This window comes from Chryseobacterium sp. OV279 (assembly GCF_900128945.1).
Taxonomy (GTDB): Bacteria; Bacteroidota; Bacteroidia; order Flavobacteriales; family Weeksellaceae; genus Chryseobacterium.
Map to the genome: position 1 here is coordinate 842,340 of NZ_FQUD01000003.1, position 23,049 is coordinate 865,388.

At 37.3% G+C, this 23,049-nt stretch carries 23 protein-coding genes; all 23 read right to left on the reverse strand.

The annotated features are described in order from the left end of the window. Positions 1-50: 50 nt before the first annotated feature. Positions 51-1,433: a nucleoside permease gene (locus tag BUA72_RS16310; protein WP_047455451.1), complete on the reverse strand. Its 1,383-nt coding sequence runs from the start codon at positions 1,431-1,433 to the stop codon at positions 51-53. 22 nt (positions 1,434-1,455) lie between these two features. Next, positions 1,456-2,055: a bifunctional nuclease family protein gene (locus BUA72_RS16315; RefSeq protein WP_034725399.1), complete on the reverse strand. Its 600-nt coding sequence runs from the start codon at positions 2,053-2,055 to the stop codon at positions 1,456-1,458. Between the two features lie 171 nt (positions 2,056-2,226). Further along, positions 2,227-3,174, reverse strand: a complete 948-nt coding sequence (locus BUA72_RS16320) for an electron transfer flavoprotein subunit alpha/FixB family protein (protein ID WP_072923941.1) — start codon at positions 3,172-3,174, stop codon at positions 2,227-2,229. A gap of 41 nt (positions 3,175-3,215) precedes the next feature. Beyond that, the gene (locus tag BUA72_RS16325; protein ID WP_034725666.1) at positions 3,216-3,962 is read right to left on the reverse strand and encodes an electron transfer flavoprotein subunit beta/FixA family protein; all 747 of its coding nucleotides are present in this window, start codon (positions 3,960-3,962) and stop codon (positions 3,216-3,218) included. 154 nt (positions 3,963-4,116) lie between these two features. Next, complete coding sequence (locus BUA72_RS16330; RefSeq protein WP_072923942.1) at positions 4,117-4,821, reverse strand: SDR family oxidoreductase; 705 nt, start codon at positions 4,819-4,821, stop codon at positions 4,117-4,119. A 79-nt stretch (positions 4,822-4,900) separates the two neighbouring features. Then, a complete protein-coding gene (locus BUA72_RS16335) occupies positions 4,901-5,917 on the reverse strand; it encodes a T9SS type A sorting domain-containing protein (RefSeq protein WP_072923944.1) in 1,017 nt (338 codons plus the stop codon). Positions 5,918-6,126: 209 nt separating this feature from the next. After that, a complete protein-coding gene (locus tag BUA72_RS16340) occupies positions 6,127-7,143 on the reverse strand; it encodes a T9SS type A sorting domain-containing protein (protein ID WP_072923945.1) in 1,017 nt (338 codons plus the stop codon). A gap of 285 nt (positions 7,144-7,428) precedes the next feature. Beyond that, positions 7,429-8,349: a T9SS type A sorting domain-containing protein gene (locus tag BUA72_RS16345; RefSeq protein WP_072923946.1), complete on the reverse strand. Its 921-nt coding sequence runs from the start codon at positions 8,347-8,349 to the stop codon at positions 7,429-7,431. A gap of 138 nt (positions 8,350-8,487) precedes the next feature. Next, positions 8,488-9,867: a dipeptidase gene (locus tag BUA72_RS16350; protein ID WP_072923948.1), complete on the reverse strand. Its 1,380-nt coding sequence runs from the start codon at positions 9,865-9,867 to the stop codon at positions 8,488-8,490. Positions 9,868-10,363: 496 nt separating this feature from the next. After that, the gene (locus BUA72_RS16355) at positions 10,364-10,642 is read right to left on the reverse strand and encodes a hypothetical protein (protein ID WP_072923949.1); all 279 of its coding nucleotides are present in this window, start codon (positions 10,640-10,642) and stop codon (positions 10,364-10,366) included. A gap of 137 nt (positions 10,643-10,779) precedes the next feature. After that, the gene (locus BUA72_RS16360) at positions 10,780-11,928 is read right to left on the reverse strand and encodes a class I SAM-dependent methyltransferase (protein WP_072923951.1); all 1,149 of its coding nucleotides are present in this window, start codon (positions 11,926-11,928) and stop codon (positions 10,780-10,782) included. Between the two features lie 148 nt (positions 11,929-12,076). Continuing rightward, the gene (locus BUA72_RS16365) at positions 12,077-12,517 is read right to left on the reverse strand and encodes a DinB family protein (protein ID WP_072923952.1); all 441 of its coding nucleotides are present in this window, start codon (positions 12,515-12,517) and stop codon (positions 12,077-12,079) included. Positions 12,518-12,628: 111 nt separating this feature from the next. Continuing rightward, complete coding sequence (locus tag BUA72_RS16370; RefSeq protein WP_072923953.1) at positions 12,629-13,792, reverse strand: methylmalonyl-CoA mutase family protein; 1,164 nt, start codon at positions 13,790-13,792, stop codon at positions 12,629-12,631. 306 nt (positions 13,793-14,098) lie between these two features. Then, complete coding sequence (locus BUA72_RS16375; RefSeq protein ID WP_047455472.1) at positions 14,099-14,455, reverse strand: FtsB family cell division protein; 357 nt, start codon at positions 14,453-14,455, stop codon at positions 14,099-14,101. Position 14,456: 1 nt separating this feature from the next. Further along, positions 14,457-15,071, reverse strand: a complete 615-nt coding sequence (gene udk / locus BUA72_RS16380; protein ID WP_034725384.1) for a uridine kinase — start codon at positions 15,069-15,071, stop codon at positions 14,457-14,459. Positions 15,072-15,209: 138 nt separating this feature from the next. Then, a complete protein-coding gene (locus BUA72_RS16385) occupies positions 15,210-17,045 on the reverse strand; it encodes a T9SS type A sorting domain-containing protein (RefSeq protein WP_072923955.1) in 1,836 nt (611 codons plus the stop codon). Positions 17,046-17,180: 135 nt separating this feature from the next. Then, positions 17,181-17,486 (reverse strand): ATP-dependent Clp protease adaptor ClpS, encoded by a 306-nt coding sequence (locus BUA72_RS16390; protein WP_047455475.1) that lies wholly within the window; start codon positions 17,484-17,486, stop codon positions 17,181-17,183. 14 nt (positions 17,487-17,500) lie between these two features. Beyond that, entirely contained in the window at positions 17,501-18,859 is a 1,359-nt protein-coding gene (locus BUA72_RS16395) for a hemolysin family protein (RefSeq protein WP_072923956.1), read from the reverse strand. A 337-nt stretch (positions 18,860-19,196) separates the two neighbouring features. Next, positions 19,197-20,066, reverse strand: a complete 870-nt coding sequence (atpG, locus tag BUA72_RS16400) for an ATP synthase F1 subunit gamma (RefSeq protein WP_047455479.1) — start codon at positions 20,064-20,066, stop codon at positions 19,197-19,199. A 66-nt stretch (positions 20,067-20,132) separates the two neighbouring features. Beyond that, entirely contained in the window at positions 20,133-21,710 is a 1,578-nt protein-coding gene (atpA, locus tag BUA72_RS16405; RefSeq protein ID WP_047455481.1) for a F0F1 ATP synthase subunit alpha, read from the reverse strand. A gap of 17 nt (positions 21,711-21,727) precedes the next feature. Then, complete coding sequence (gene atpH, locus BUA72_RS16410; protein WP_034725379.1) at positions 21,728-22,267, reverse strand: ATP synthase F1 subunit delta; 540 nt, start codon at positions 22,265-22,267, stop codon at positions 21,728-21,730. Between the two features lie 2 nt (positions 22,268-22,269). Beyond that, positions 22,270-22,767 carry a F0F1 ATP synthase subunit B gene (locus BUA72_RS16415; protein ID WP_034725377.1) on the reverse strand — a complete coding sequence of 166 codons (498 nt, stop codon included), beginning with the start codon at positions 22,765-22,767 and terminating at the stop codon, positions 22,270-22,272. An 85-nt stretch (positions 22,768-22,852) separates the two neighbouring features. Beyond that, positions 22,853-23,047 carry an ATP synthase F0 subunit C gene (gene atpE / locus BUA72_RS16420; RefSeq protein WP_002979108.1) on the reverse strand — a complete coding sequence of 65 codons (195 nt, stop codon included), beginning with the start codon at positions 23,045-23,047 and terminating at the stop codon, positions 22,853-22,855. Positions 23,048-23,049: the final 2 nt, after the last annotated feature.

The following is a 23,049-nucleotide window of genomic DNA, read 5'->3' on the forward strand; positions in this document are numbered from 1 at the left end:
ACCTTTTTTCAAAAGTGCAATTTAATATTTTAAAAATCAGTCCGGTAGAATTAATGTTTCACTGAAGAAACTTCTTCCGGATTGTGTTTATGTCTGAATAAAATGGCGAAGAATATAGCCAGAACCAATGCATAGATGGCGAAAGACAACCATATGTTCTGCCAGTCTTTTACCATAACTACGGAAGAAAGCGTCCCATCAGCATTAACCGCTGAATTGAAGCTGTCTTTAAGAATCTGCAGGAATGTTGGATTATCCGGAGTCGTGTCAAGATAAGTGGTCAGGTCTGCAACGTTCGTAAATCTGTGGGTAAAAAACTTATCAATAGCCCAACCTGCGATGTAACTCCCGAAAAGAGCCCCAAAACCGTTGGTCATCATCATGAATAATCCCTGAGCAGATGAACGGATCTTTTTATCAGTAGTTGTTTCCACGAAAAGAGAACCTGAAATATTGAAGAAATCAAAAGCCATTCCGTAAACGATACATGAGAAGATAATCAGAGAAAGTCCGAATCCATCCGGAACTCCATAAGCAAAGAACCCAAATCTAAGTACCCACGCCAGCATCGACATCAGCATTACCTTTTTAATTCCGAATTTCTTCAGAAAGAAAGGAATCGCCAAAATAAATAAAGTCTCGGAAACCTGAGAAATAGACATTATAATCGTAGATCTCTGAACTACGAAAGAATCTGCATATTTTGGAAAATGAGAGAACTCACTTAAGAATACATCTCCGTAAGCATTCGTCAGCTGAAGGGCTGCTCCCAAAAGCATTGAAAACAGAAAGAATAAAGCCACTTTATAGCTTCCGAAAAGCTTAAATGCATTCAGTCCTAACTGTTCCGATAAAGGAGCGCTTTTATCGATTAGTTTCTGTGGCGGACATTTTGGTAAAGTCAGCGCATAGATTCCTAAGCATACAGCAATGGCTCCTCCAATATAGAATTGTCCTTCCGTAGCCTTGTTTCCAGTAAGATTGGTAATCCACATCGCTACGATGAACCCGATGGTTCCCCATACACGGATCGGCGGGAAATCTTTCACTACATCGAGGTTGCTGTTTTTCAGGATGGTGTAAGAAATGGAGTTCGCAAGAGCGATAGTCGGCATATAAAAGCACATCGCCAGAAGCATCAGCCAGAAAAAAGAATTAGGATCAGCGGAATGAGGCAGTATAAAAAGCACAACCCCATAAAGGATATGCAGTACCGAAAACATGCGTTCTGCATTCACCCAGCGGTCGGCAATAATTCCGGTGATGGTCGGCATAAAAATAGAAGCTATTCCCATTGTTCCGAAAACGGCTCCGAACTGGGTTCCGTCCCAGTGTTTTGTACCGAACCAAAAATTAGCCATCGTAATCAGCCATGCTCCCCAGACAAAAAACTGGAGAAAACTGAGGATGGTCAGTCGTAATTTTAAATTCATAGTTTAGTATAAAGTATCTCTTTTAGTCAATTTTCTTTTTCCTCCTTTTAATTTCTTCCTGAATTTCCAAAGCGGTGTCAAAGTCTTCTTCCTTTACGGCTTCATCCAGTAATTTTTGAAGTTCTTCCATCGATACGGCTTTCAGATTGTCTTCTGACTGTACCGTTTCTGAGAAAGGCTGTTCTTCTTTTGAAACATCTTCCAGTTCCAAAAGGATTCCTGCTTCATTCAGAACCTGCTGAGTGGTAAAAATAGGCGCGTCAAATCTTACGGCCATGGCCACCGCATCTGAGGTTCTTGCATCAAGGATCAGTTCTTCTTCGTTAGCTTTATTTTTGAAATTAATATTGGAAAAAAATACGCCGTCTACGATCTGGTAAATGATCACTGAAACCAATTCGTAATTGGCTGAAACTATAAATTTTGTGAATAAATCATGGGTAAGCGGACGAGGCGGATGGATGTCTTTTTCCAGTCCGAGAGAGATGGACTGAGCCTCGAAATTTCCTATGACAACAGGTAATTTTATATGTGTTTCTTCATGCTCCAGTAACAAAGCGTACGCCCCCGATTGTGTCTGGCTGTACGATATTCCGCGAATAATTAGCTGCTTATAATCCATAGCTACAAATATAGATTAATTTTTTATTGTGATTTCAGTTTTTTACGCAAAAATAAAAGCCCGGAAAAGCCCGAGCTTTTATTTTTTATGTGAATTGTAAATTGTGAATTACTTCGTGTCAATTTTAAAATTCACTATTGACTTGCGAAGCAAAATTCACTATTGACTTTTTTATCCTTTAATTGCTTTAATTTTCTCTGTTAATGCAGGAATAATCTGGAAAGCATCTCCTACTACCCCGTAATCTGCAGACTTGAAGAATGGTGCTTCAGCGTCGTTGTTGATTACTACAATAGTCTTAGAAGAGTTTACCCCAGCTAAGTGCTGGATAGCTCCGGAAATACCTATTGCAATATAAAGGTTAGGTGAAATCGCTTTACCTGTCTGTCCTACGTGCTCTGTGTGAGGTCTCCAACCGATATCAGAAACAGGCTTAGAACAAGCTGTAGCAGCTCCAAGAACGTTAGCCAGATCTTCAACCATTCCCCAGTTTTCAGGACCTTTCATCCCTCTACCTGCAGACACTACTACTTCTGCTTCTTTAAGGTCTAATTTACCTGAACTCTGCTCGTGAGAAATCACTTTAGTATCTTCATTCGCTACTGAAAGATTTTTAACTTCTTCAGAACCTGACACTCCGTTTTCTTTTACTCCGAAAGCATTTTGAGAAACAGTGATGATCACCCCGTTTCCTTCTGCTTTTGCATGCATGAACCCTTTTCCTGAGAAAGCTCTTCTTTTCACCTGGAACGGAGAAAGGCTTTCAGGAGCTTCCAAAACATTGGTAATTAAAGAATAGTTCTTCATTACCGCAAGCATTGGAGCGATAGAAGAAGCGTCTGTCGTGTGAGGGAAAACAATTGTGTTTCCGTCTGCCACTTCACTTACAGCCTGAGCAAATGCTTTAGCTGAAAAGCTTTTAAGACCTTCATCTTTGATATTGATTACGTTTGATGCTCCATATTTATACAATAAATCTGAAGAATCTGTAGGGTTTACAGAGATTGCTGTCACCGTGTCTCCTGCCTGGTCTGCAACCGCTTTAGCATAAGAAACTGCTTCAAAAGCTGCTTTTTTGTAAACTCCGTTTATATTTTCTGCGTATACGAATACTGCCATTTTTTTAAAATTTAAAGATTAAAAAATTAAGGATTAAAAGATTAGATTACCTTCGCTTCTTCGTGAAGTAATCTTACCAATTCATCAAGATTGTCAGGAGAAACCATTTTCACAGCCGCTCTTGGTGGAACGCTGTCATAAGATACTCCCTGAACTTTCACTTCAGAAGAAGTTGGCTCTGTAACCTGTAAAGGCTTCGTTCTTGCAGACATAATCCCTCTCATGTTCGGAATGATAAGGTCTTTTTCGTCTACCAATCCTTTTTGTCCTGCGATCACGGCAGGCAATTTTACTGATATAGTTTCTTTTCCACCTTCAATTTCTCTTACTGCAGTCGCTTCGCTTCCGTTTACATCTAATCCTACAGATGCATTTACGAATGGCTGATTCAATAACTGAGCTACCATTCCCGGAACAGATCCTCCATTGTAGTCAATAGATTCTTTTCCGCAAAGGATAAGATCATATCCTCCGTTCTGAGCTACAGCAGCAATTTCTTTCGCTGTAGAATAGCTGTCTTTAGGATCAAGGTTTACTCTTACTGCATCATTGGCACCAATAGCTAATGCTTTTCTGATTACCGGTTCTGTAGCAGCATCTCCTACGTTGATCACTGTTACAGTTGCACCCTGAGATTCCTGAAGTTTAACCGCTTTTGTCAATGCAAATTCATCTAAAGGATTGATTACCCACTGAATTCCATTTTTGTCGAAAGCAGACTTATCTGCCGTAAAGTTAATCTTGGAAGTAGTATCTGGAACACTACTGATACAAACTAATATTTTCATGTGTACTATTTTATTTTTTCCCATTAATGCATAAAAAACCTTACTGTTTTATGCTGAGATTTTGTTATATTTTACTTTTGCTAATATAATTAAAAAATATATTATGCATGCATAATACTTATTTTTTTACTATTCAATACATTAAATGCTTTTACTAGGCTGGTTTTGTTGCTCTAAACTCTATCTTGCTGGGCAATACGCGCGGATTCATTCTTAAAATATCGAGCACCAGATTCCCCATATCTTCGGGCTGTATCTTCCAGTTATCTTTTTCAGAAGGAACGTTGCCGTTAAAATTAGTGGCTACAGATCCGGGCATAATAACGGTAGATTTGATATTGTATTTTCTGAGATCAATCATCGCCGCCTGAGTAAATCCTACAACTCCGAATTTTGAAGCATTATAGCCTGTTCCGTTTTCAAAGAAGTTGGCTCCTGCCAGACTTGATACTGTAATATAATACCCTTCTGTTTTTTTCAATGCTTCTACGGAAGCTTTTAATGTATAGAAAGCCCCGGTCAGATTGGTCTCTATCATATCATTCCATTCTTCGGCTGTCAACTCATCTACAGGTTTGAAGATTCCTAAGCCTGCATTCGCAATGACAAAATCCAGTCTTCCGAATTTTGCGAGAGTATATTTTACGGCTTCTTCTTCACTTTCGAGACTTCTTACATCCGAAACCACCCCAAGGACATTTTCAGAATACTTTCTGAGCTCCTCTTCCGCTTTCTCTACATCATCTCTTTTACGCCCTGAAAACGCGACTGAGATCCCGTTTTCCAACAGTATCTTTGCTATTCCGAAACCTATTCCTTTGGTTCCTCCGGTTATATAAGCTACTTTTTGATCTGACATATTTTTGAATTTTAATGCTCTAAAATAACAAAAACGCTCCAATTGAAGCGTTTTATATCTACTAAGATTTATCAGTATTCTATTTTTTAATGAATTTTTTAGACCATGTATTTCCTTTGGTTTCAATACTAAGAATATAAGTTCCCGGACTAAGATTCCTTACGTCAATTTTATGATGATCAAATTTGGCGTGCATTTTTCTTCCTGCCATATCAACAATTTCAGCTTTTATAATCTGTGATTTCGATTCTACCGTAATAAAATCAGTCGCAGGATTAGGATAAATTGAAATATTATTTTCTTCTACAATAGCTTCTTTTGTACCTAACACCGTATTATTCGTAGCAGTCAGTGCATAGTTGTCAAAAGAAGTGATATGAGCCACTGTGTTTCCCGCATTAACCACTGAAACGAAATCCATTTCAAAAGGATCTACCCCAGCCGCAGCTGGTACATAGTTTGCGGCAGGGCTGTAAAGCATTCCTCCGGGACCTGTCCATACCACTGTTCCTGTCGTTTTATTAAATGTACATTTTAATGTAATCCATGTATTGGCAGGATAAGTATAGGTATTGGGCTCCAGATAAAAAAGGATGTTCCCTGTTACCCCTGTCGTCGTATTGGTATAATTTGCAATGCCTACCGTTCTTCGTGAAGCATAATCATAGCCAGCGCCAAGCAGGGTTTTATGAGTTGTTCCGTCATACACTAAAACCGTTGCTCTACCTGCACCACCTGTAGCACTTCCCGTGTATAAATTAAATTCCAGCTTAAGGATATCATTTCCTGCCGTTCTTGCGGCCCACGCTGCCCCCAGTCCTTTCTTCCACATATACTTTGTTCCGGCCGCCGTTGCGCTTCCGGTAAGCTGCAAAGATTTGTCGTGAGCGGCATCTATGTTTACAATCTGTGCTTCTGAATTAGATCCGTTTGCAAAATCAGTATAAAATCCGCCTTGCCCGGGGTCAGTCGCGGTGATATCTGTACCCACATTCCCTATAATATAGGAATTAAAATGATCGCTTTCTAAGGTCTGGGCATTCAATGTCTGGCATAAAACCAATAAAAGCGCATTAATTGATAAAACTTTTCTCATAACATATTTTTTAATTTGATATTATTATTTATCTCATTCATTTCTACGTATAAAATTCTTTTTCATCAATGTTGAGCAAAGCTATTCTGATAACAGTAAATAATCAATCCTTAAAAAACAGTATTTATTTCTACCTGATTTCAGGTACTTTTTAAAACAAAAAAAACGCTCCGAATGGAGCGTTTTACTGATACTAAGATTGATCAGAATTATTTTTTGATGAATTTCTCAGAAGTTTTGCCTTCTTTCGTTTCAAAGTTCAGGATATAAGTTCCCGGATTAAGATTCTTTACATCTACTTTATTTCCCTCAAGCTGAGCAGAAATTTTTCTTCCGGAAATATCATAGATCTCAAGATTGGTTATCTTTAAGTCTGTAAGGATATTTAAATAATCAGCAGTTGGGTTAGGTCCAATCGCTATAACGGAAGCTTTTTTAGTTTCAACATCAGAAGTTCCTAATGTAATTGAGTTAGATGCTGTTACTACATAATTATCAATTCCGAAAGTGGTTGGTCCTGCATTAATAGGCCCTGTTGCCGTAGCTCTTGTAGGAGAACTTAAGACTCTGAATCTGGCAGGATCAAGACCTGCTACGGTATCAGCTCCATCTACGGCCAATACAAGCGGTATTTCATTACCAATCTGATACGTAATTTCTCCCGATGTTTTATTATACGTGTATGCCAAAGTCACCCATGTATTAGCAGGATAGGTATTCGTTGTAATACCGGTTATATTATAAAATCCGCTTTGTCCCGGAACATCGAGATAGGCTAATCCATTAATTGTTTTAGTTTCAGAGTTATATCTGATACCCACGATACCATCCGTAACCCCAAATACGCCTACTCCTGAAGCGTGTTGATTGGTAGATGTTCCCGTAAAAATATCCACTTTCCCTTTAACGATATTATTACCCGGGGTTCTAGCTGCCCAGGCTGTAGCAAAACTGCCTTTATAAGCCGCTCTGGAAGAAAGCGCAGTTCCTTCATTACCCCCAATGATCTGAAGATATTTTCCGTGTGCTGCGTCACCCGTCACGATTTGATAGTCAGCTGCTGCTCCACCGGATAGATACATACTTCCCTGTCCCATCGACGCACCTGTTGTATTGGTTCCAACATTCCCATTGGTATAAGAATTATAATTGTCAAATTCCAGAACCTGCGCAGAAAAAGACACTGCGGAAAGTAATGTCAAACTCAATAGTAGATTTCTTTTCATGATATTTTTTTTATTTTATTAATTATGCCGGTAAATATAGAACATTTACTCTAATTAAAAAAAATATCACTTAAAAACATTACTATATAACAATTTTTTAATTAAAAAATATAAAATCTGTCATTTTAATGATTTTAAAGCAAATTCAATATTAAAATTATATTTCTACAAATCATTCATAACAAAAATATTTTAACTAAAGAATCAGTAAAAAGCAACAATATTCACCATACAGAGACAAATAAACCTTAAAGCAATGAAAACTACGATCATACAGAAATCAAGCTACTTTTTAATAAACTTTTCAGAAAAATTACCATTCTCTGTTTTTATATTAACCAAATAGAGCCCGGCAGTAAGGTTTCTTACATCCATTTTGTTATTTTCTGCTGTTGTTGGAATCTTTTTCCCCGCTGAATCATACAGCTGTATACTTTTTATTTTACAGGAAGAATTAATCTGAATAAAATCGGTGGCAGGATTAGGATATACTGATATACTGTTTTTATTGGCCGCTACATTGGCAGTTGATAGCATGGCTAGATTATACACCTTAAGATTGTCAAAATATGCCGTTCCTTCCGCATTATCATGTACAAAACGCAGCTGGTTGATCCCCATTGCCTCGGCGGCTGTACCGGAATATATTAAAATTCCATTGAGGAAATAGTTAATCCCTGTAGAAGTTCCTACCACCATAAGTCTGTACCACATATTCGGTGACCAAGTTGCAGCGGTGGACTCCATGACAGGAACCCCTGAAGACATTTTTAGTATTTTAACCGTTCCTGTGTTATCAAAATCCACTCTGACCACATATTTCTCGTCTGCGCTGCTCAATCCCTGGAAGCTGAAAATTGAGCCATTAAGCTGAGACATATTGATATCAAAAGAAACCGTAAAGCTGTTGTGAGAAAGCAGAATGGGTAGGTTATCAAATGCTCCGATAATGGGAATAGATTGAGTTCCGTATGTATTTTCTTTTACAATCTTCAGAGAATTTATTCCATCTGTTGCATTGTCTGTACAGATTAACTGGTTAAGAACATTGGGAGGCACATCTCCTGTTGGGGTACTGATCCAGGTTCCCTGCCCGTGGATATTTCCTATATAAAATCCATCCAAACTTTCAAAGGAAATCATCTGCTGCTGAGCGAAGGAAATTGCTGAAAATAAGCAGAGTGCGATAGAGTAAATTTTTTTCATGGTATTATTTTTAGGTTGAACTAAAAATAATCACATACATTAACTAAAAAAATATCATTTGATAGGGATATTATCATAAAAAAGCATAAAGCGCTCCGATGTTGGAACGCTTTATACAATATCTTTATAAAATATTAATTATTTAGAATAATTTTCGAAGAACAATGGAATACTTTCAATGCCTTTATAGAAATTGAACAATCCGTAATGTTCATTCGGAGAGTGAATTGCATCTGAATCAAGCCCAAAGCCCATCAACACGGACTTCGCTCCCAATACTTTTTCAAACATCGCTGTGATTGGAATACTTCCCCCACTTCTGTACGGAAGAACTTCTTTACCGAACGCAGTTTCCATAGCTTCTTTAGCCGCAAGAAATTCTTTGGTATCACTTGGCAATACGTAAGGCATACCTCCGTGGTGAGGAGTCACTTTTACTTTCACATTATCAGGAGCAATCTTTTCGAAATACTTCGTGAATTTTTCCGTGATCTCTTCCGGAGTCTGATAAGGAACCAGACGCATTGAAATCTTAGCCGAAGCTTTAGAAGGAATTACTGTTTTAGCTCCTTCTCCCGTATATCCTCCCCAAATACCATTACAGTCTAACGTAGGACGAATAGAGGTTCTTTCAAGCGTTGTATAGCTTTTTTCACCTTCCACTCCGCTCAGTCCGATAGATTTCTTGAACTCTTCAGGATTATCCTTCAGTTTATTCATATCCGCTCTTTCTGCATCTGATACTGTTTCTACATTGTCGTAGAATCCATCGATGGTAATATGTCCGTCTTCATCAATCAATTTAGCAATCATTCGGGAAAGTACGTGAATAGGGTTTGGAACCGCCCCTCCGTAAAGTCCTGAGTGAAGGTCTCTGTTGGGTCCTTCGATTTCAACTTCTACATAGCTTAATCCTCTTAAACCTGTTGTTACTGTAGGTTGTTCGTTGCTATAGATATGCGTATCTGAGATCAGAATACAGTCACAAGAAAGTTTTTCTTTATTCTCATTAACGAAGTCTCCAAGGCTCACAGAACCTACTTCTTCTTCACCCTCAAGGATAAATTTAACGTTACAAGGAAGTGTGTTCGTTTTCATCATCGCTTCAAACGCTTTCACATGCATGAAAAACTGTCCTTTGTCATCAGCAGAACCTCTTGCGAAAATCGCTCCTTCAGGGTGAAGTTCAGTTTTCTCAATATAAGGTTCGAAAGGTGGTTTTTTCCATAATTCCAACGGATCTGCAGGCTGTACGTCATAATGTCCGTATACCAATACCGTACGAAGGTTTTTATCTAATATTTTCTCTCCGAAAACGATCGGATAGCCTTTTGTCTCACATACTTCAACCTGATCTGCCCCTGCATTTCTAAGATGTTCTGCACACACGTCCGCACATTTCAATACATCATTTTTATAAGCCGGATCTGCAGAAATAGAAGGAATTCTCAGTAACTCAAATAATTCATCCACGAAACGCTGTTTGTTTTCGTTAATGTAATTTAATGTCTCTTGCATTTTAAAAATTTGTTTTGTTAAAAGTAAAAAAATTGGTCTGCAGCAGCAAACAAAAACAGATAATTTTCCGAAGAACTGTTATTATTCAGGCTCAGTTTCAAAACTTGGGGAGTAAAATAAATTTAATCAAACCTATCAGAGTCTGTTTAAGATTGATCTTATTTTTCTTAACCTTAATAAACTTTAGTTTATTTCTTAATTTAAACATTAAGGATTTAAGCAGCACGCTTACTGTTTGAATGAAGAAATCAATAAATTGATTTTTTTAAGTTTTTTAAGCACCCTATCTTTTAAGATCTTAATTTCTTAATGTTTATAATATTTTTTTGTTAGAAAAATAAATCTGATCACCTGCCACACTTAAGGGACAGATAAAGTCTTTTACCAAGTGATACAAAAGCTTATCTAATCCTTAAATTTTGAAATTGATTCATTAGAATCTGCACAAAAAATGTCCTGCATTTCGGCAGGACATTTTTATATCGTGTACTAGTAATTAGTGTTCAGCTTTCGGAGCTTTTGCGGCTTCAGCAGGCTTTACAGAAGCAGTACTGTCTGTTTTAGGAGCTACAGCCTCATGCTTTTCAGCAGGAGCCGCTTCTTTGTGTCCTGCAGCAGCTTCATGACCGTGTGCTTCACCTCCACCCTGAGCGTCGTCAGAATATCTCTCTACTCCTTCTTCCAGTTTCAGCGTATTCTTGTTTCCTCCTGCCTGGATCTTTTTACAGCTTACAGCTACCGTCGCAACAGCTAAACATATAATTAATTTTTTCATATGTAAAATTTATTTTTTAAAGGTCATATGGAATCGCATCATTTTAGCCGTTTATGATTATTTTAACAGCAAGCGATTTCATTCTTAAATTTTTAATTGCCCAAAATTAAGAAATCCTGCTTTTTGGGGCAACATTTTTATACTGATTTTAAAATAATTTTCCCTTTTTTGGATTGTGTAAAAATAAGATAGTCCTTTCCGCCATCTTTTAGCCCGTATTTCTTTTTAATATCTTCCGGTTTTAAAGGATAATTCTTTGAAATGATATTGAACTGCCCTTTCTTTCTAACCTGTTTAGATTCAATTACTTCCATTTCTATTTCTCTTCCCGGAAAATTATTAATCTTTTCGGATGCAGTGTAAATATGGGTGTTGGGATGAAGTTTTTTTAACCCAAACCTTTCTGAGATCAAATTAAAAATTCCTGCTTTTAAAATAGCATTATTGGGAATATAGATGAATTTTTCCGGTTCAGAATATATTGCCTGACTATTCTCTTCCTCGCCAAATGTAAAACTAAAGGCAGATTCTCCGCTTTCAAGATTGATGCAGTTCACTGTAATTCCTTCTTTCTGTTCATTGGAAAGGAAAATGACAACTTCTTTAACATCATTTTTTACCCCTATAATTTCGATCCTGAAAATGCCCGGAACCACTGAAATCAGATATTTCAGATCAATCAATGGAGACAGTTTTACGACTACCTGATCTGCCGTAGTGAGTAGTTTTTCTCTGATCTGAAGAATATCCGGCGAAAGGTCTTCCAAAAGAAATACCTTATTTTTATTCTGGTCTCTTCTCGCAGGATCCAGATAAATGACATCGAAATGTTCCTGATTGGTCTGTAAAAAGTCTTCCAGATTCTGATTGATGAATGTCGCTTTTCGTTCTAAAATGCCCCAGTTATGTTCCACAATGCTCAATAATTCCTGATTCTGCTCCACCAAAGTGATTTCCTCAAAATTTTTGGACAGATAATAAGCGTCAATTCCAAAGCCGCTGGTCAGATCAATAAATTTCTTTCCTTTAAGAATTTGGGATTTATAGTCAGCTGTTTTCTCTGAAGAGGACTGTTCCAGATTTAGCTGTGGTGGAAAAACAATTCCATCTTTCAGTAAAAACGGAAATTTCTTCCGGGCTGTTTGTTTTCCTTTGATCTGCTGAACGATTTCCGGCATGGAAACATCTGGAAATGGGGATTTTTTTAATAAGAGTGTATGCAGATCTGTATCTAGATTTGCATTGATATAATCTTGAATTTCTTTGTTGATTAATTTATTTTCCACAGATTTCGCCTAGAATTTTATTAATAAATAATTTAACACTAACTAAGAATGCTTCGACTCCGCTCAGCAGGACATCACGAATACAAGCTGCCCCTTAATTGGTTGTTGTGTGTTATATTACGCAAAGTTAAAACATCATATGTTTTTTTTATCTCTTATAAAAAATATAGTCCGTCAACAATGGATCAATACCATTCTGTTTCAGTAGTGAATTGAGCTGTCCTCTGTGATAGGTGGAATGATTGATGGCGTGGAACAGCATTTCAAAAATACTGTTTTCAAACTTTGTTCCTTTTGAATTTTGATATGCTACCTTTTTATCAAGGTCAGATTTTTGAATAATATCAATACTTTTCTTTAAATTCTGATGATTGATTTCTTCCAGAGATTCAAAAGGATTGATCTGCCAGACTTCAAATGATTCTTCACCCAATATCCGTGAATTCCAGATCTGTTGGGCATTAAGCGTATGATTGATCAGACTGATCGTTTTTTCATCCACTTTTATGATGTTTTCAGAAATAACTTTAATCATTTCTCTGTTGAAATGATGGGTGTATTCAAATAGGTCGATCAGCTTTTCTTGCATTGCTTGGATATTATTTTTTTAACCACAGATAGCACGGGTTTCACAGATGTTTGCGTTTAATTTTTAAAAATTAAAAAGCTGCACTTGTATACAATAAAAGAACCGATGAAATTATTCAAACATTTCAGCCCAACGTACGGCTTTTATTTCCTTTTCGCTGTATAGATCTTGAATGGATCTTTTAACGTCCAGTTTGGGGTATAAATTAACTCCTATCAGCTTTATTTTCCCTTCTTCTACCCATTGCTGCTCCTGAACAGCCTGATCGTAGATTTTTTTCTGAATAACTCCCTGATTTAAAAGCACAAGATAACCACCAGCTTCTTCCATTTCAACAAACAAATCCCATGCTTTTTCTGCAATCTGACTGGTGACATCTTCTACATAATAACTTCCGTTCGATGCATCTTCAAATACGTTAATGATACTCTCGTAAGCTAAAACAATCTGCTGTTTAAAGGAGATTTCTTCTGAAATGTCCGTACTTCTGTTGACCAGATAATTACTGCTGAAAACAGCATCTGCTCCTCCAATCATGGCAGCAGCAAGTTCCAGTGTAGAACGGATCAGGTTATTTTCATTATCTGCAACCGCTTTATTTCTCAAAGACGTTTCAGCAAAAATATAGGGAATCTCATTTAAACCATACTCTTTGGAAAGTTGGTTAAAGACTATTTTAAAAGCTCTCAGTTTTGCCATTTCAAAGAAATAATTTCCTCCTACAGCTACTCTGAAAATCAGTTTATTTAAAATTTCAGGACCATAAATTTCAGTAAGTTCTTTTGTTTTTGACAAAGCAATTCCCAGTTGCTGGTAAATCGCTGCTCCTGCATTTTGGTGAAGTGAAATATCCACACAGATGTTCCTTTTGAAATCTTTGGCCAAAAGTTCTTTAGCCAGTTGGTCATCAATATTCCCTTCGTTTTCGTTAAAAACATCAATTAAAGAATAATACTGATCTTCTTCCTGCGGACTGATGTGGCCGGCCAGATCTTTATTATTAACAAAAAGCGTTTTCTGCTCAAGCGTTTCTACATTATGGTCTAAGATAAACGCAAATACATCCTCTTCCAGACTTTCATGATATCTGGCTACCAGATGAGTGTTTTCTTCCACTTTTGGCAGGTTGGCCAAAGGTTTCTGAACTTCACTGTAAAAAGGTTTCACCTCTATTCCTTCCAGATTTTCTTTTTTCAGGATAGAATAAATATCTTCTGTTTTAAGCTGTTTTTTAACTAAGGCTTCCCAGTTTGGAAGTATATCTGTATTGGACATTGGCTATTTGTTAATGGTCAATAGGTGAATGGTGAATTTTGCTTCGCAAGTCAATTATAAATCTATAAAATTGACAGCTGACAATTCACTATTGACATTATTATTATTTTATTTTGTGAATGGTAAATTTTTGCTCCGCAAGTCAATGGTGAATCTACAAAATTGACTATTCACTATTCACTATTGACATTATTATTATTTTATCTTGTGAATGGTGAATTTTTGCTCCGCAAGTCAATGGTAAATTTACAAAAATTGACGATTGACAATTCACTGCGAAGCAAATTGACTTTTTCACATTTCAAATTATTTTTTCGCCTCATTGGCACTATCTACTACCAGGATAAAGATTTCTTCATCCGGTTTTTTCATAAAATAGTTTTCTCTGGCGTATTTTTCTTTTTCCGATTTATTGTTCATCAGCTTTTTATAAAAGGTGTCGTTTTTTTCGTATTCCTTTTTATAGTATTCCAGCTGGTCTTCATATCGGCTGATTTCGCCGTTCAGTTCATTAATAACAAGGAAAGATGTTTTATCAAAGAATATCATCCAGACCAGAAACATACAGATGGTAATGGTGTATTTATTCAGGACATATTTCTGAATAACTTTCAATGTTTCAGACTTCGGCTGGATGTCTTTAATAAGTTTGTTTTCTTCCATTTTAATGTTTTCTCAACGAATTTTTAATAACAGTAGTTAGAAAATCAATCGCTACGGAATTCTGTCTCATATTCGGAATGATCAAATCTGCGTCATTCTTTGATGGTTCAATGAATTCCTGATGCATTGGCTTCAAAGTGGTCTGATAACGGTGAAGGACTTCACTCAGGTCTCTTCCCCTTTCCTGGGTATCCCGCCTGATTCTCCTGATCAGTCTTTCGTCTGAATCTGCGTGAACGAATACTTTTAAATCGAATTCTTTCAGCAGCTCTTTGTTCGTAAGGACCAGAATACCTTCTACTACCAATACATTTTTAGGTTCTACAGTGACGTGGTCGCCCGTTCTGGAATGCGTTACAAAGCTGTAAATGGGCTGTTCTATAGGCTCATTGTTTTTTAAAGCTTTCACGTGTTTTATCATTAAATCGAAATCTATAGACTTTGGGTGGTCGTAGTTAAGCGCCTCTCTCTCGGTCAGTGTCAGATTCGGGTTATCGTGATAATAATTATCCTGAGAAAGGATATTCATTCCTTCGATATCAAGCTGTTGCAGTATCTTGTCAACAACTGTAGTTTTGCCGGATCCTGTACCTCCAGCAATTCCTATTACAAGCATTCTTTTTTTGTTTCTTTATAGTTGGTACAAATATACTATTTTAGATGAATGCAATTAAAACAATCCTTCTACAAATTGGTTTAAAACAAAAAAAATCCGATGTCTGAACACCGGATTTTAAAATTTTATTTAAGATTTTTATTTCTTGATGAATTTTGCAGACAATTCAATGCCTTTTACAGTCAGGATATAGTTTCCGGACGGTAGGTTTGAAACATCAATTTTATTTCTGTTGCTTCCTATCGTGGTTTCCATTACTTTTCTTCCTTCCATATTGAATATTTCAGCTTTTTCTTCTTTATTTCCTTTCCATGAAACGATCAGCAGATCAGAAACAGGGTTTGGATATACTGAAATCAGATTTTCTTTTGTCGTTTCTTTTGTGCTCAGTACACAACTGTATTCAGGCAGTACATATCCAGCTGCCGTAAATTCCTCTGTCATAGCCGTAATATCACTACAATTGAATCCAAATTGTCCCAGCATATCAATTCCTGCCTGTCTTACGGCAATAGCGGCATTCTGCTGGTTAGTAGTTGAAGTCGTTAAGTCCAGTCCTTCTAAAAAGGCTCTGTCTGTTTTTTCTTTACCTATTCTATTCCAGATTCTCATCAATGCAGCAGACCAGATCTGTGCTTTATCATAGTAAGATCCTGATCCCGGATAAGTCATGGTTGTATTGGTTATTCTTCCTGGCCAGAAAGGATTATGCCCGTCCCAGTTAAACATCCACTGATACTCAGGAGCTGTGGAAGGCCATTGATTTAAGCTTCTGCTGTAGGAATGTGCCCAGTAATCTCCGCATCCTTCACTCAGTCCGTCTGCATTGGAAATTCCTCCAGCCAGCCAGTGATGAATTCCGTGTCCCAGTTCATGTAATATTACATCGGCATCTTCAGCATCATCTACACCACCTTCTCCAAATCCAAGTGACTCGCTTCCGGTCAGATAATGGGAATTATCAGAACCGTTAAAACCATGAGGATCAAATCTTAATACACCATTGTTTTGTGCAGGTTTGCAAACAATCCCTAACGTTACGTTGATGTATCTAAGGCTGTTATCAAGGTGCCAGTAAGCATTAGCAGCTTCAAATCCATCATCACTTCTGTTAAATAAAAACTGGTTGGTAGATTGTGTAAAAATCCCTTTTGCAGGGGCTTCTATTTCTTTAATCTCTGCATACGTTCCTTTTAGGGTGTAAACTCCTCCTGTAAGATCAAGTTCAGGAATAGTCACTAAAGTTCTTGCCGCATCAAGGCTGGCATTGGTCGCATCGTTATTATCTACAAAGTTACCTGCATAAGCTGATCCTGTTTTAGACAAAGGATCCGGTTCAAAAATATAGGCGCTACCGGTTACGGGAGCTTTCTTTGGTGTTACTTTTTTATTTTTCTTTGGCGTTGGATCGTTTTTATCGTGATGCTTTACAGAAATATCCTGCATGCTTATTACACTGCCTGTTTTTGCATCTACAATGGTTTCCCAGCTACCGGGGTTGTCAAAAGAACTCGTCACAACCCTGTAAACCAGCTTCGTGTCTCCTGATTCTGTATTGTAAACAAATAGTTTGTTTTCTTCAAAAGTCACTGCCCCTTTTGTTTTAGAAGCGATATGAGCTTTTTGAACGGCTTCTGATGCCGGAAAAGAAGGAACGGTATCAACTTCTTTCAGATTTTTTTTCAAACTTTCAGTTCCGGTATAGCTTATTTTGCCCTCTTTGTTGAAATGAACGACAATTACAGACTGAAAAACCGGCACATCTTTGATCATCTGCTGAAAGCGCAGTGTCTCACCTGTATTTCCTTTACGTACCGAGCTTAGTGTAAGTTCACTGAATCCTGGAATTCCTAAATTTCTTGTGTTTTCTTTGATCCAGCTTTTAGCCGGTGTTTCAAAAGATGATTCCTGAGCGTTTAATGCAGAACAGCATAATATACCACAGAGAATAAGCGAAGTAATTTTTTGTTTCATTGGTTTATATATTAAATTGACGTGTCTTAATTGCGAATATAAATAAATTTAATCTTATTTTTCACTAATAAGTGTATAAATATTAAGAAAAAATACATTTTAAATAAAAAACTCTGCCTTCTGGCAGAGTTTCATTTATACTATTTCGCTTGTCAATTCTCTTGAAAGCATTTTTTCATGCATGGGTTTCAGAAGATCCAGGGAACCTGTTTTTACAGTGCATTTACCTTTATAATGCACCAGCATGGTACACTGTTCTGCCTGCTCCAGGGTGTGCTTACAAATCTCCACAAGACAATCGATCACATAATCAAACGTGTGAATGTCATCATTGTGAAGAACCAGCTTATACACTTCATCCGTATCATCCAGTACCAGTACTTCTTCTTCATACTGACGTTTCGGATCTTCGTAATCTTTTATGCTGTTATAAAAAATCATTTCTTTTTCTCTCTTTAAACTTCACCTAATTTATCGGCCAGATCACTGAGTACATTCGGGCCTTCATACACTAATTCAACGAGTTCTACACTTTTGTTATTCATTTTCAGAATTTTGAAGTGATAGTTCTCCATGTCAAATTCATCATTCTCTTCCGGAATATCTTCCAGCTCATGCAGAATGAATCCTGCCAGGGAATTATATTCGCTTTCCTCAGATAGAGGCAGCTTTTTAGGAAGATGTTCATTAATCTCGTCCAAAGGCTGTGTAGCCTGAACCCAATAAATATTATCTCCGATCTTATCTACCAATTTGTCTTCATCATCCTCTTCATCCTGAATCTCTCCTACCAGCTCTTCCAGAATATCTTCCAGGGTGATAATACCTTCAGTTCCTCCAAATTCGTCGATAACGATGGCAAGGTGCTGTTTTTTCTGCTGAAATATCTTAAGTAGGTCGGAAATCTTTTTACTTCCTACCACAAAGAATGCATCACGCATCAGATCTTTAAGATCCTCATGGCTTAAATCCCCTTTTCTTTTAACATATTCTCTGATAATTTCTTTCGTATAGAAAATACCGATCACATTGTCTATGGAATCAAGATACACCGGAATACGCGAATAACCACTATCCATGATCTTATTAATGATTTCGTTGATATCTTCTTCAAAGTCAATTGAAGTGATGTTCTGTCTTGGAACCATGATCTGTTTTGCGGAATGATCTGTAAAATCAAAAGCATTTTTAATGATCTCATAGTTCTCTTCTTCAATCTCACCGCTGTCCGCACTTTGTTTTACCAAAAGCTGAAGCTCTTCGGTGGAGTGAATTTCCTGTTCGGAAGCCGGATGTATTTTTACCAGCCTTAAGAAGGTATTAGACATCAGGTTCATCAACCAGATAAACGGTTTGAAGATGGTATAAAAAACTCTCAACGGTACTGCTGTAGCCATTGTAGTCGCTTCAGATTTTCTGATTGCAATTGATTTAGGAATAAGTTCCCCGAATACAATATGCATTACTGTGATCAGTACAAAACTGGTTACTACTGAAATTGTAGTAATTGTAGATTGAGTCAGTTCTACGCTCAAAGAGTGGAAGATACTTTCAACTACATGATGCAGAGCGCTTTCACCTACCCAACCCAAAGCAAGAGATGCTAAGGTAATACCAAGCTGTGTAGCGGACAGGTACTCATCAAGATGCTTGATAATATGTTCTGCCTGCTTTGCCATAGAGTTACCTTCGGCGGCTTTTAACTGGATTTGTGAATAACGAACTTTAACAATTGAAAATTCTGCGGCTACGAAAAAGCCATTGAGTAAAACAAGAAATAAGGCTAGCAAAAGCCTGACTATGTCCGAGTCCATTTAGAAGTTGTATATTTTTAGGATACAAAGATAGATAAAATAAAAATAACCTGCATTGGGGTTAAGATATTTTGGGAATGTAATTTTCTAAGACAGAAGATAGAAGCGTAAAAATGGAAGTCTCCAGAGTATTAAAAAACGATTTAGAATCTTTTTTGAACACGGAATACATATTTGGGAATACCGAAGGTTTTACAGGCTAAAGAAAGATAAAAGAGTTATTCATTCTCCATTAAAAACAATTAAAACCATAAATATTCTCTATCTGCCAAACTTTAATTATACAAAAAAAGCACCGACCGTGTCGATGCTTTTTGTATGATATAAAAATAATTCTTTATGAATTTTTCAAAGCTTCTGCTCCTGAAACGATCTCTAAGATTTCGTTCGTAATAGCAGCCTGTCTTGCTTTGTTGTAGAAAATGACAAGGTCATTCTTAAGCTCCTGTGCGTTGTCAGTTGCTTTATGCATTGCTGTCATTCTTGCACCGTGCTCAGACGCTACAGAATCTAAAACAGCTTTGAAAACCTGAGTTTTAATAGACTTTGGAATCAAATTATCTAAAATCTCAGCTCTATTCGGCTCAAAAATATAATCTGTTTCTACCTGAGGCTCTGCAGGATTAGCTTCTGCCATAGAAATAGGCAAAACCTGTTCTGTAGTTACTTCCTGAGTAGCAGCATTAATAAATTTATTGTAGATGACATAAACTTCGTCAAATTTACCTTCTTTGAAACTGCTCATGGCTGCTTCAGTAAGGTGAGAAACTGCTTCAAAGTTCAGATTATCAAAAACGGCGCTTTCATTTGAGTAAACTGCACGAGTCTTTCTTACAGCATCGTAAGCTTTTTTACCAATTGTAAGAACTTCAACCTCATATTGAGCTTTATTCTGAAACTGGATGTTTAGCTCCTTTACAACATTAGAGTTGAAAGCACCAGCCAAACCTCTGTTTGAAGTTACAGCGATGAAAAGTACTCTTTTAACCTCTCTTTTTTGAGCATAAATAGAAACCTGATCAGGATCTGAGCTAGAATTTACATTCTGGATGATCTCCTGTAGCTTTTCAGAATAAGGTCTTAACATTACGATTGCATCCTGTGCTTTTTTAAGTTTCGCAGCGGAAACCATTTTCATAGCACGTGTGATTTGCATCGTAGATGAAATTGAACTGATTCTTCCTCGTATTTCTTTTAAGTTTGCCATTTTATGTTTTCAATGTATAAAGTTTAAGGTTCAAAGGCCAGCTTTAAACCTTAAACATTGAATTTTTTAGTTATATTTAGATGCTAAGTCGTTAGCCGCCTGCTTAAGAACACTTGTAATATCGTTGTCGATTTTACCCGCTTTAAGAGCTGCCATTGTCTCAGGATGCTTAGATCTTAAGAACTCAATATATTCTAATTGGAATTCTTTTACTTTTTTGATAGGAACGTTTCTCATTAAGTTCTCAGTACCCGCATAAATCATAGCTACCTGACTGTCTACAGGAAGCGGAGAGTTTACCGGCTGCTTAAGAAGCTCTACGTTTCTTTCTCCTTTAGAGATTACTGCTAAAGTAGAAGCATCAAGGTCAGAACCGAACTTAGCGAACGCTTCCAATTCTTTATATTGAGCCTGGTCTAATTTAAGAGTACCAGACACTTTTTTCATTGATTTGATCTGAGCGTTACCTCCTACTCTTGATACAGAGATCCCTACGTTGATCGCAGGACGAACCCCTGAGTTGAATAGATCAGACTCCAGGAAGATCTGTCCGTCTGTAATAGAGATTACGTTCGTTGGAATATACGCAGAAACGTCACCAGCCTGAGTTTCGATAATCGGAAGTGCAGTTAATGAACCGCCTCCTTTTACGATTGGTCTTAGAGATTCAGGTAAGTCGTTCATCTGGCTCGCGATATTGTCATCAGCAATTACTTTCGCTGCTCTTTCCAATAGTCTTGAGTGAAGATAGAAAACGTCTCCAGGATAAGCTTCACGTCCCGGTGGTCTTCTCAATAGTAGAGAAAGCTCACGGTAAGCTACCGCTTGTTTGGATAAATCATCATAAACGATCAATGCCGGTCTACCAGAGTCTCTAAAGAACTCACCGATAGAAGCACCTGCCATTGCAGAATATACCTGCATCGGAACCGGGTCTGATGCGTTAGCCGCAACGATTACAGTATATGCTAAAGCTCCTTTATCAGAAAGGGTTTTAACGATTTGTGCTACGGTAGAAGCTTTCTGACCGATGGCAACATATATACAATATACAGGCTGTCCTGCATCAAAGAATTCTTTTTGGTTGATGATCGTATCAATCGCAACAGTAGTTTTACCTGTCTGTCTGTCACCAATGATAAGCTCTCTCTGACCTCTTCCTACAGGGATCATAGAGTCGATCGCAACGATACCTGTCTGCAAAGGCTCAGTTACCGGCTGTCTGAAGATAACTCCAGGAGCCTTTCTTTCCAATGGCATTTCGTATAAATCCCCAGTAATAGGACCTTTACCATCGATAGGGTTACCAAGAGTATCTACTACTCTTCCTAACATACCTTCTCCTACTTTGATAGAAGAGATTCTGTTTGTTCTTCTTACTGTATCTCCTTCTTTTACTAATTTACTTTCCCCAAGTAGAGCAACACCTACGTTGTCTTCTTCAAGGTTAAGTACAATACCTTCTACATCACTAGCAAATTTAACCAACTCACCGTACTGTACATTTTCTAACCCGTATACACGAGCAATACCATCACCGATGGTTAAAACTGTACCTACTTCCTCAACGTTAGATTGAGTGTCGAAGTTGGCCAACTGTTGTTTTAAGATCGCAGATACTTCTGCCGGATTTATTTCTGCCATTATATGGTTGTTTTTTCTTAATTTAAATGAAAATCTTTTTTAATCTGATTCAATTTGGTTTTCACAGATGCATCGATCTGCTGATCACCTACTCTTAAAATGTAACCCCCTAAAATATCAGGCTTCACATTTACATTAAGATCAAAGTTTGAATCTGCTTTTACCAGATTGGTAGATCTTAAGATCTGATCAAGGTTCTCTTGAGAAAGCTGAGTCGCTGTAGTAAGAGTAATTCTCTGTACCCCGTTGATATCCTCTACCTTATTGATAAACTCCTGAGCAATATTTTTCAACTGATTCACACGTCCGTGCTTGATCACTAGTCTGATCAGATTCTGCGAAGAAACTGAAAAATCCTTAAAGATCTGGTCTGCTACCTCTATTTTCTTTTTTGCATCAATGTAAGGCGTACCGAAGAACTTGTTCAAATCCGCAGATTGAGACATGATCTTCACTACATCTTTCATTTCAGAAAATACAGCAGCTGTCTGACCTGATTCATTGGTGAAATCAATCAGTCCCTGTGCGTATCTTTTAGCTACTTTAGATGTAAGCATTCTTAGTTAAGGTTAGATTTGTTTAAATAATTTTGAACTAATTCGTTTTGAGCTTCGTTGTTATCCAACTTCTGCTTAAGGATAGATTCAGCGATGTTTACAGATAAAGCACCGATTTGAGTTTTGATGTCTGCCATAGCAGCATTTTTCTCAGTCTGGATCGTTTGCTTAGCTGCTTCAATCATTTTGTCGCCTTCATTTTTAGCTGCATCTTTAGCCTCACCTACGATTCTATCTTTAATTTCTCTCGCTTCTTTAAGGATAGCATCTCTTTCGATTTTAGCTTCACGAATAATTCTTTCGTTATCCTCTTTTAAAGTCTCCATTTCTTTTCTTGCCAATTTAGCCTGATTAAGAGCATCAACAATAGAAGTTTCTCTGTCATTGATCGATTTTAAAATAGGTTTCCAGGCAAATTTGCCTAACAAAAATAATAATGCTAGAAAAATAACAGACTGGATAATAAATAATCCTGATGAAAACTGGTGAATTAATTCCATTATATAAATGTATAAATAATTATTACTTTTTTTCTTAAAAACCATTACCTGTAACCAACCGTTACGGGTAATGGTTTGATTTTAATTAGTTTACTGCGAATAGAGCAGCAAACGCAACACCTTCAACAAGTGCAGCAGCGATAAGCATAGCTGTTTGGATTTTTCCAGATTGCTCAGGTTGTCTAGCGATAGCTTCAAGAGCAGCAGCTCCGATTTTACCAAGACCGATACCTACACCTAGTACTACGATACCAGCACCTACAATTTTAGGGATTTCCATAA

What these genes read in the sequence shown, in the direction of transcription:
- BUA72_RS16310 (WP_047455451.1), bottom strand. Translation starts at nt 1,433, where the DNA reads ATGAATTTAAAATTACGACTGACCATCCTCAGTTTTCTCCAGTTTTTT.
- BUA72_RS16315 (WP_034725399.1), bottom strand. Translation starts at nt 2,055, where the DNA reads ATGGATTATAAGCAGCTAATTATTCGCGGAATATCGTACAGCCAGACA.
- BUA72_RS16320 (WP_072923941.1), bottom strand. Translation starts at nt 3,174, where the DNA reads ATGGCAGTATTCGTATACGCAGAAAATATAAACGGAGTTTACAAAAAA.
- BUA72_RS16325 (WP_034725666.1), bottom strand. Translation starts at nt 3,962, where the DNA reads ATGAAAATATTAGTTTGTATCAGTAGTGTTCCAGATACTACTTCCAAG.
- BUA72_RS16330 (WP_072923942.1), bottom strand. Translation starts at nt 4,821, where the DNA reads ATGTCAGATCAAAAAGTAGCTTATATAACCGGAGGAACCAAAGGAATA.
- BUA72_RS16335 (WP_072923944.1), bottom strand. Translation starts at nt 5,917, where the DNA reads ATGAGAAAAGTTTTATCAATTAATGCGCTTTTATTGGTTTTATGCCAG.
- BUA72_RS16340 (WP_072923945.1), bottom strand. Translation starts at nt 7,143, where the DNA reads ATGAAAAGAAATCTACTATTGAGTTTGACATTACTTTCCGCAGTGTCT.
- BUA72_RS16345 (WP_072923946.1), bottom strand. Translation starts at nt 8,349, where the DNA reads ATGAAAAAAATTTACTCTATCGCACTCTGCTTATTTTCAGCAATTTCC.
- BUA72_RS16350 (WP_072923948.1), bottom strand. Translation starts at nt 9,867, where the DNA reads ATGCAAGAGACATTAAATTACATTAACGAAAACAAACAGCGTTTCGTG.
- BUA72_RS16355 (WP_072923949.1), bottom strand. Translation starts at nt 10,642, where the DNA reads ATGAAAAAATTAATTATATGTTTAGCTGTTGCGACGGTAGCTGTAAGC.
- BUA72_RS16365 (WP_072923952.1), bottom strand. Translation starts at nt 12,517, where the DNA reads ATGCAAGAAAAGCTGATCGACCTATTTGAATACACCCATCATTTCAAC.
- BUA72_RS16370 (WP_072923953.1), bottom strand. Translation starts at nt 13,792, where the DNA reads ATGTCCAATACAGATATACTTCCAAACTGGGAAGCCTTAGTTAAAAAA.
- BUA72_RS16375 (WP_047455472.1), bottom strand. Translation starts at nt 14,455, where the DNA reads ATGGAAGAAAACAAACTTATTAAAGACATCCAGCCGAAGTCTGAAACA.
- udk (WP_034725384.1), bottom strand. Translation starts at nt 15,071, where the DNA reads ATGCTTGTAATAGGAATTGCTGGAGGTACAGGATCCGGCAAAACTACA.
- BUA72_RS16385 (WP_072923955.1), bottom strand. Translation starts at nt 17,045, where the DNA reads ATGAAACAAAAAATTACTTCGCTTATTCTCTGTGGTATATTATGCTGT.
- BUA72_RS16390 (WP_047455475.1), bottom strand. Translation starts at nt 17,486, where the DNA reads ATGATTTTTTATAACAGCATAAAAGATTACGAAGATCCGAAACGTCAG.
- BUA72_RS16395 (WP_072923956.1), bottom strand. Translation starts at nt 18,859, where the DNA reads ATGGACTCGGACATAGTCAGGCTTTTGCTAGCCTTATTTCTTGTTTTA.
- atpG (WP_047455479.1), bottom strand. Translation starts at nt 20,066, where the DNA reads ATGGCAAACTTAAAAGAAATACGAGGAAGAATCAGTTCAATTTCATCT.
- atpA (WP_047455481.1), bottom strand. Translation starts at nt 21,710, where the DNA reads ATGGCAGAAATAAATCCGGCAGAAGTATCTGCGATCTTAAAACAACAG.
- atpH (WP_034725379.1), bottom strand. Translation starts at nt 22,267, where the DNA reads ATGCTTACATCTAAAGTAGCTAAAAGATACGCACAGGGACTGATTGAT.
- BUA72_RS16415 (WP_034725377.1), bottom strand. Translation starts at nt 22,767, where the DNA reads ATGGAATTAATTCACCAGTTTTCATCAGGATTATTTATTATCCAGTCT.
- atpE (WP_002979108.1), bottom strand. Translation starts at nt 23,047, where the DNA reads ATGGAAATCCCTAAAATTGTAGGTGCTGGTATCGTAGTACTAGGTGTA.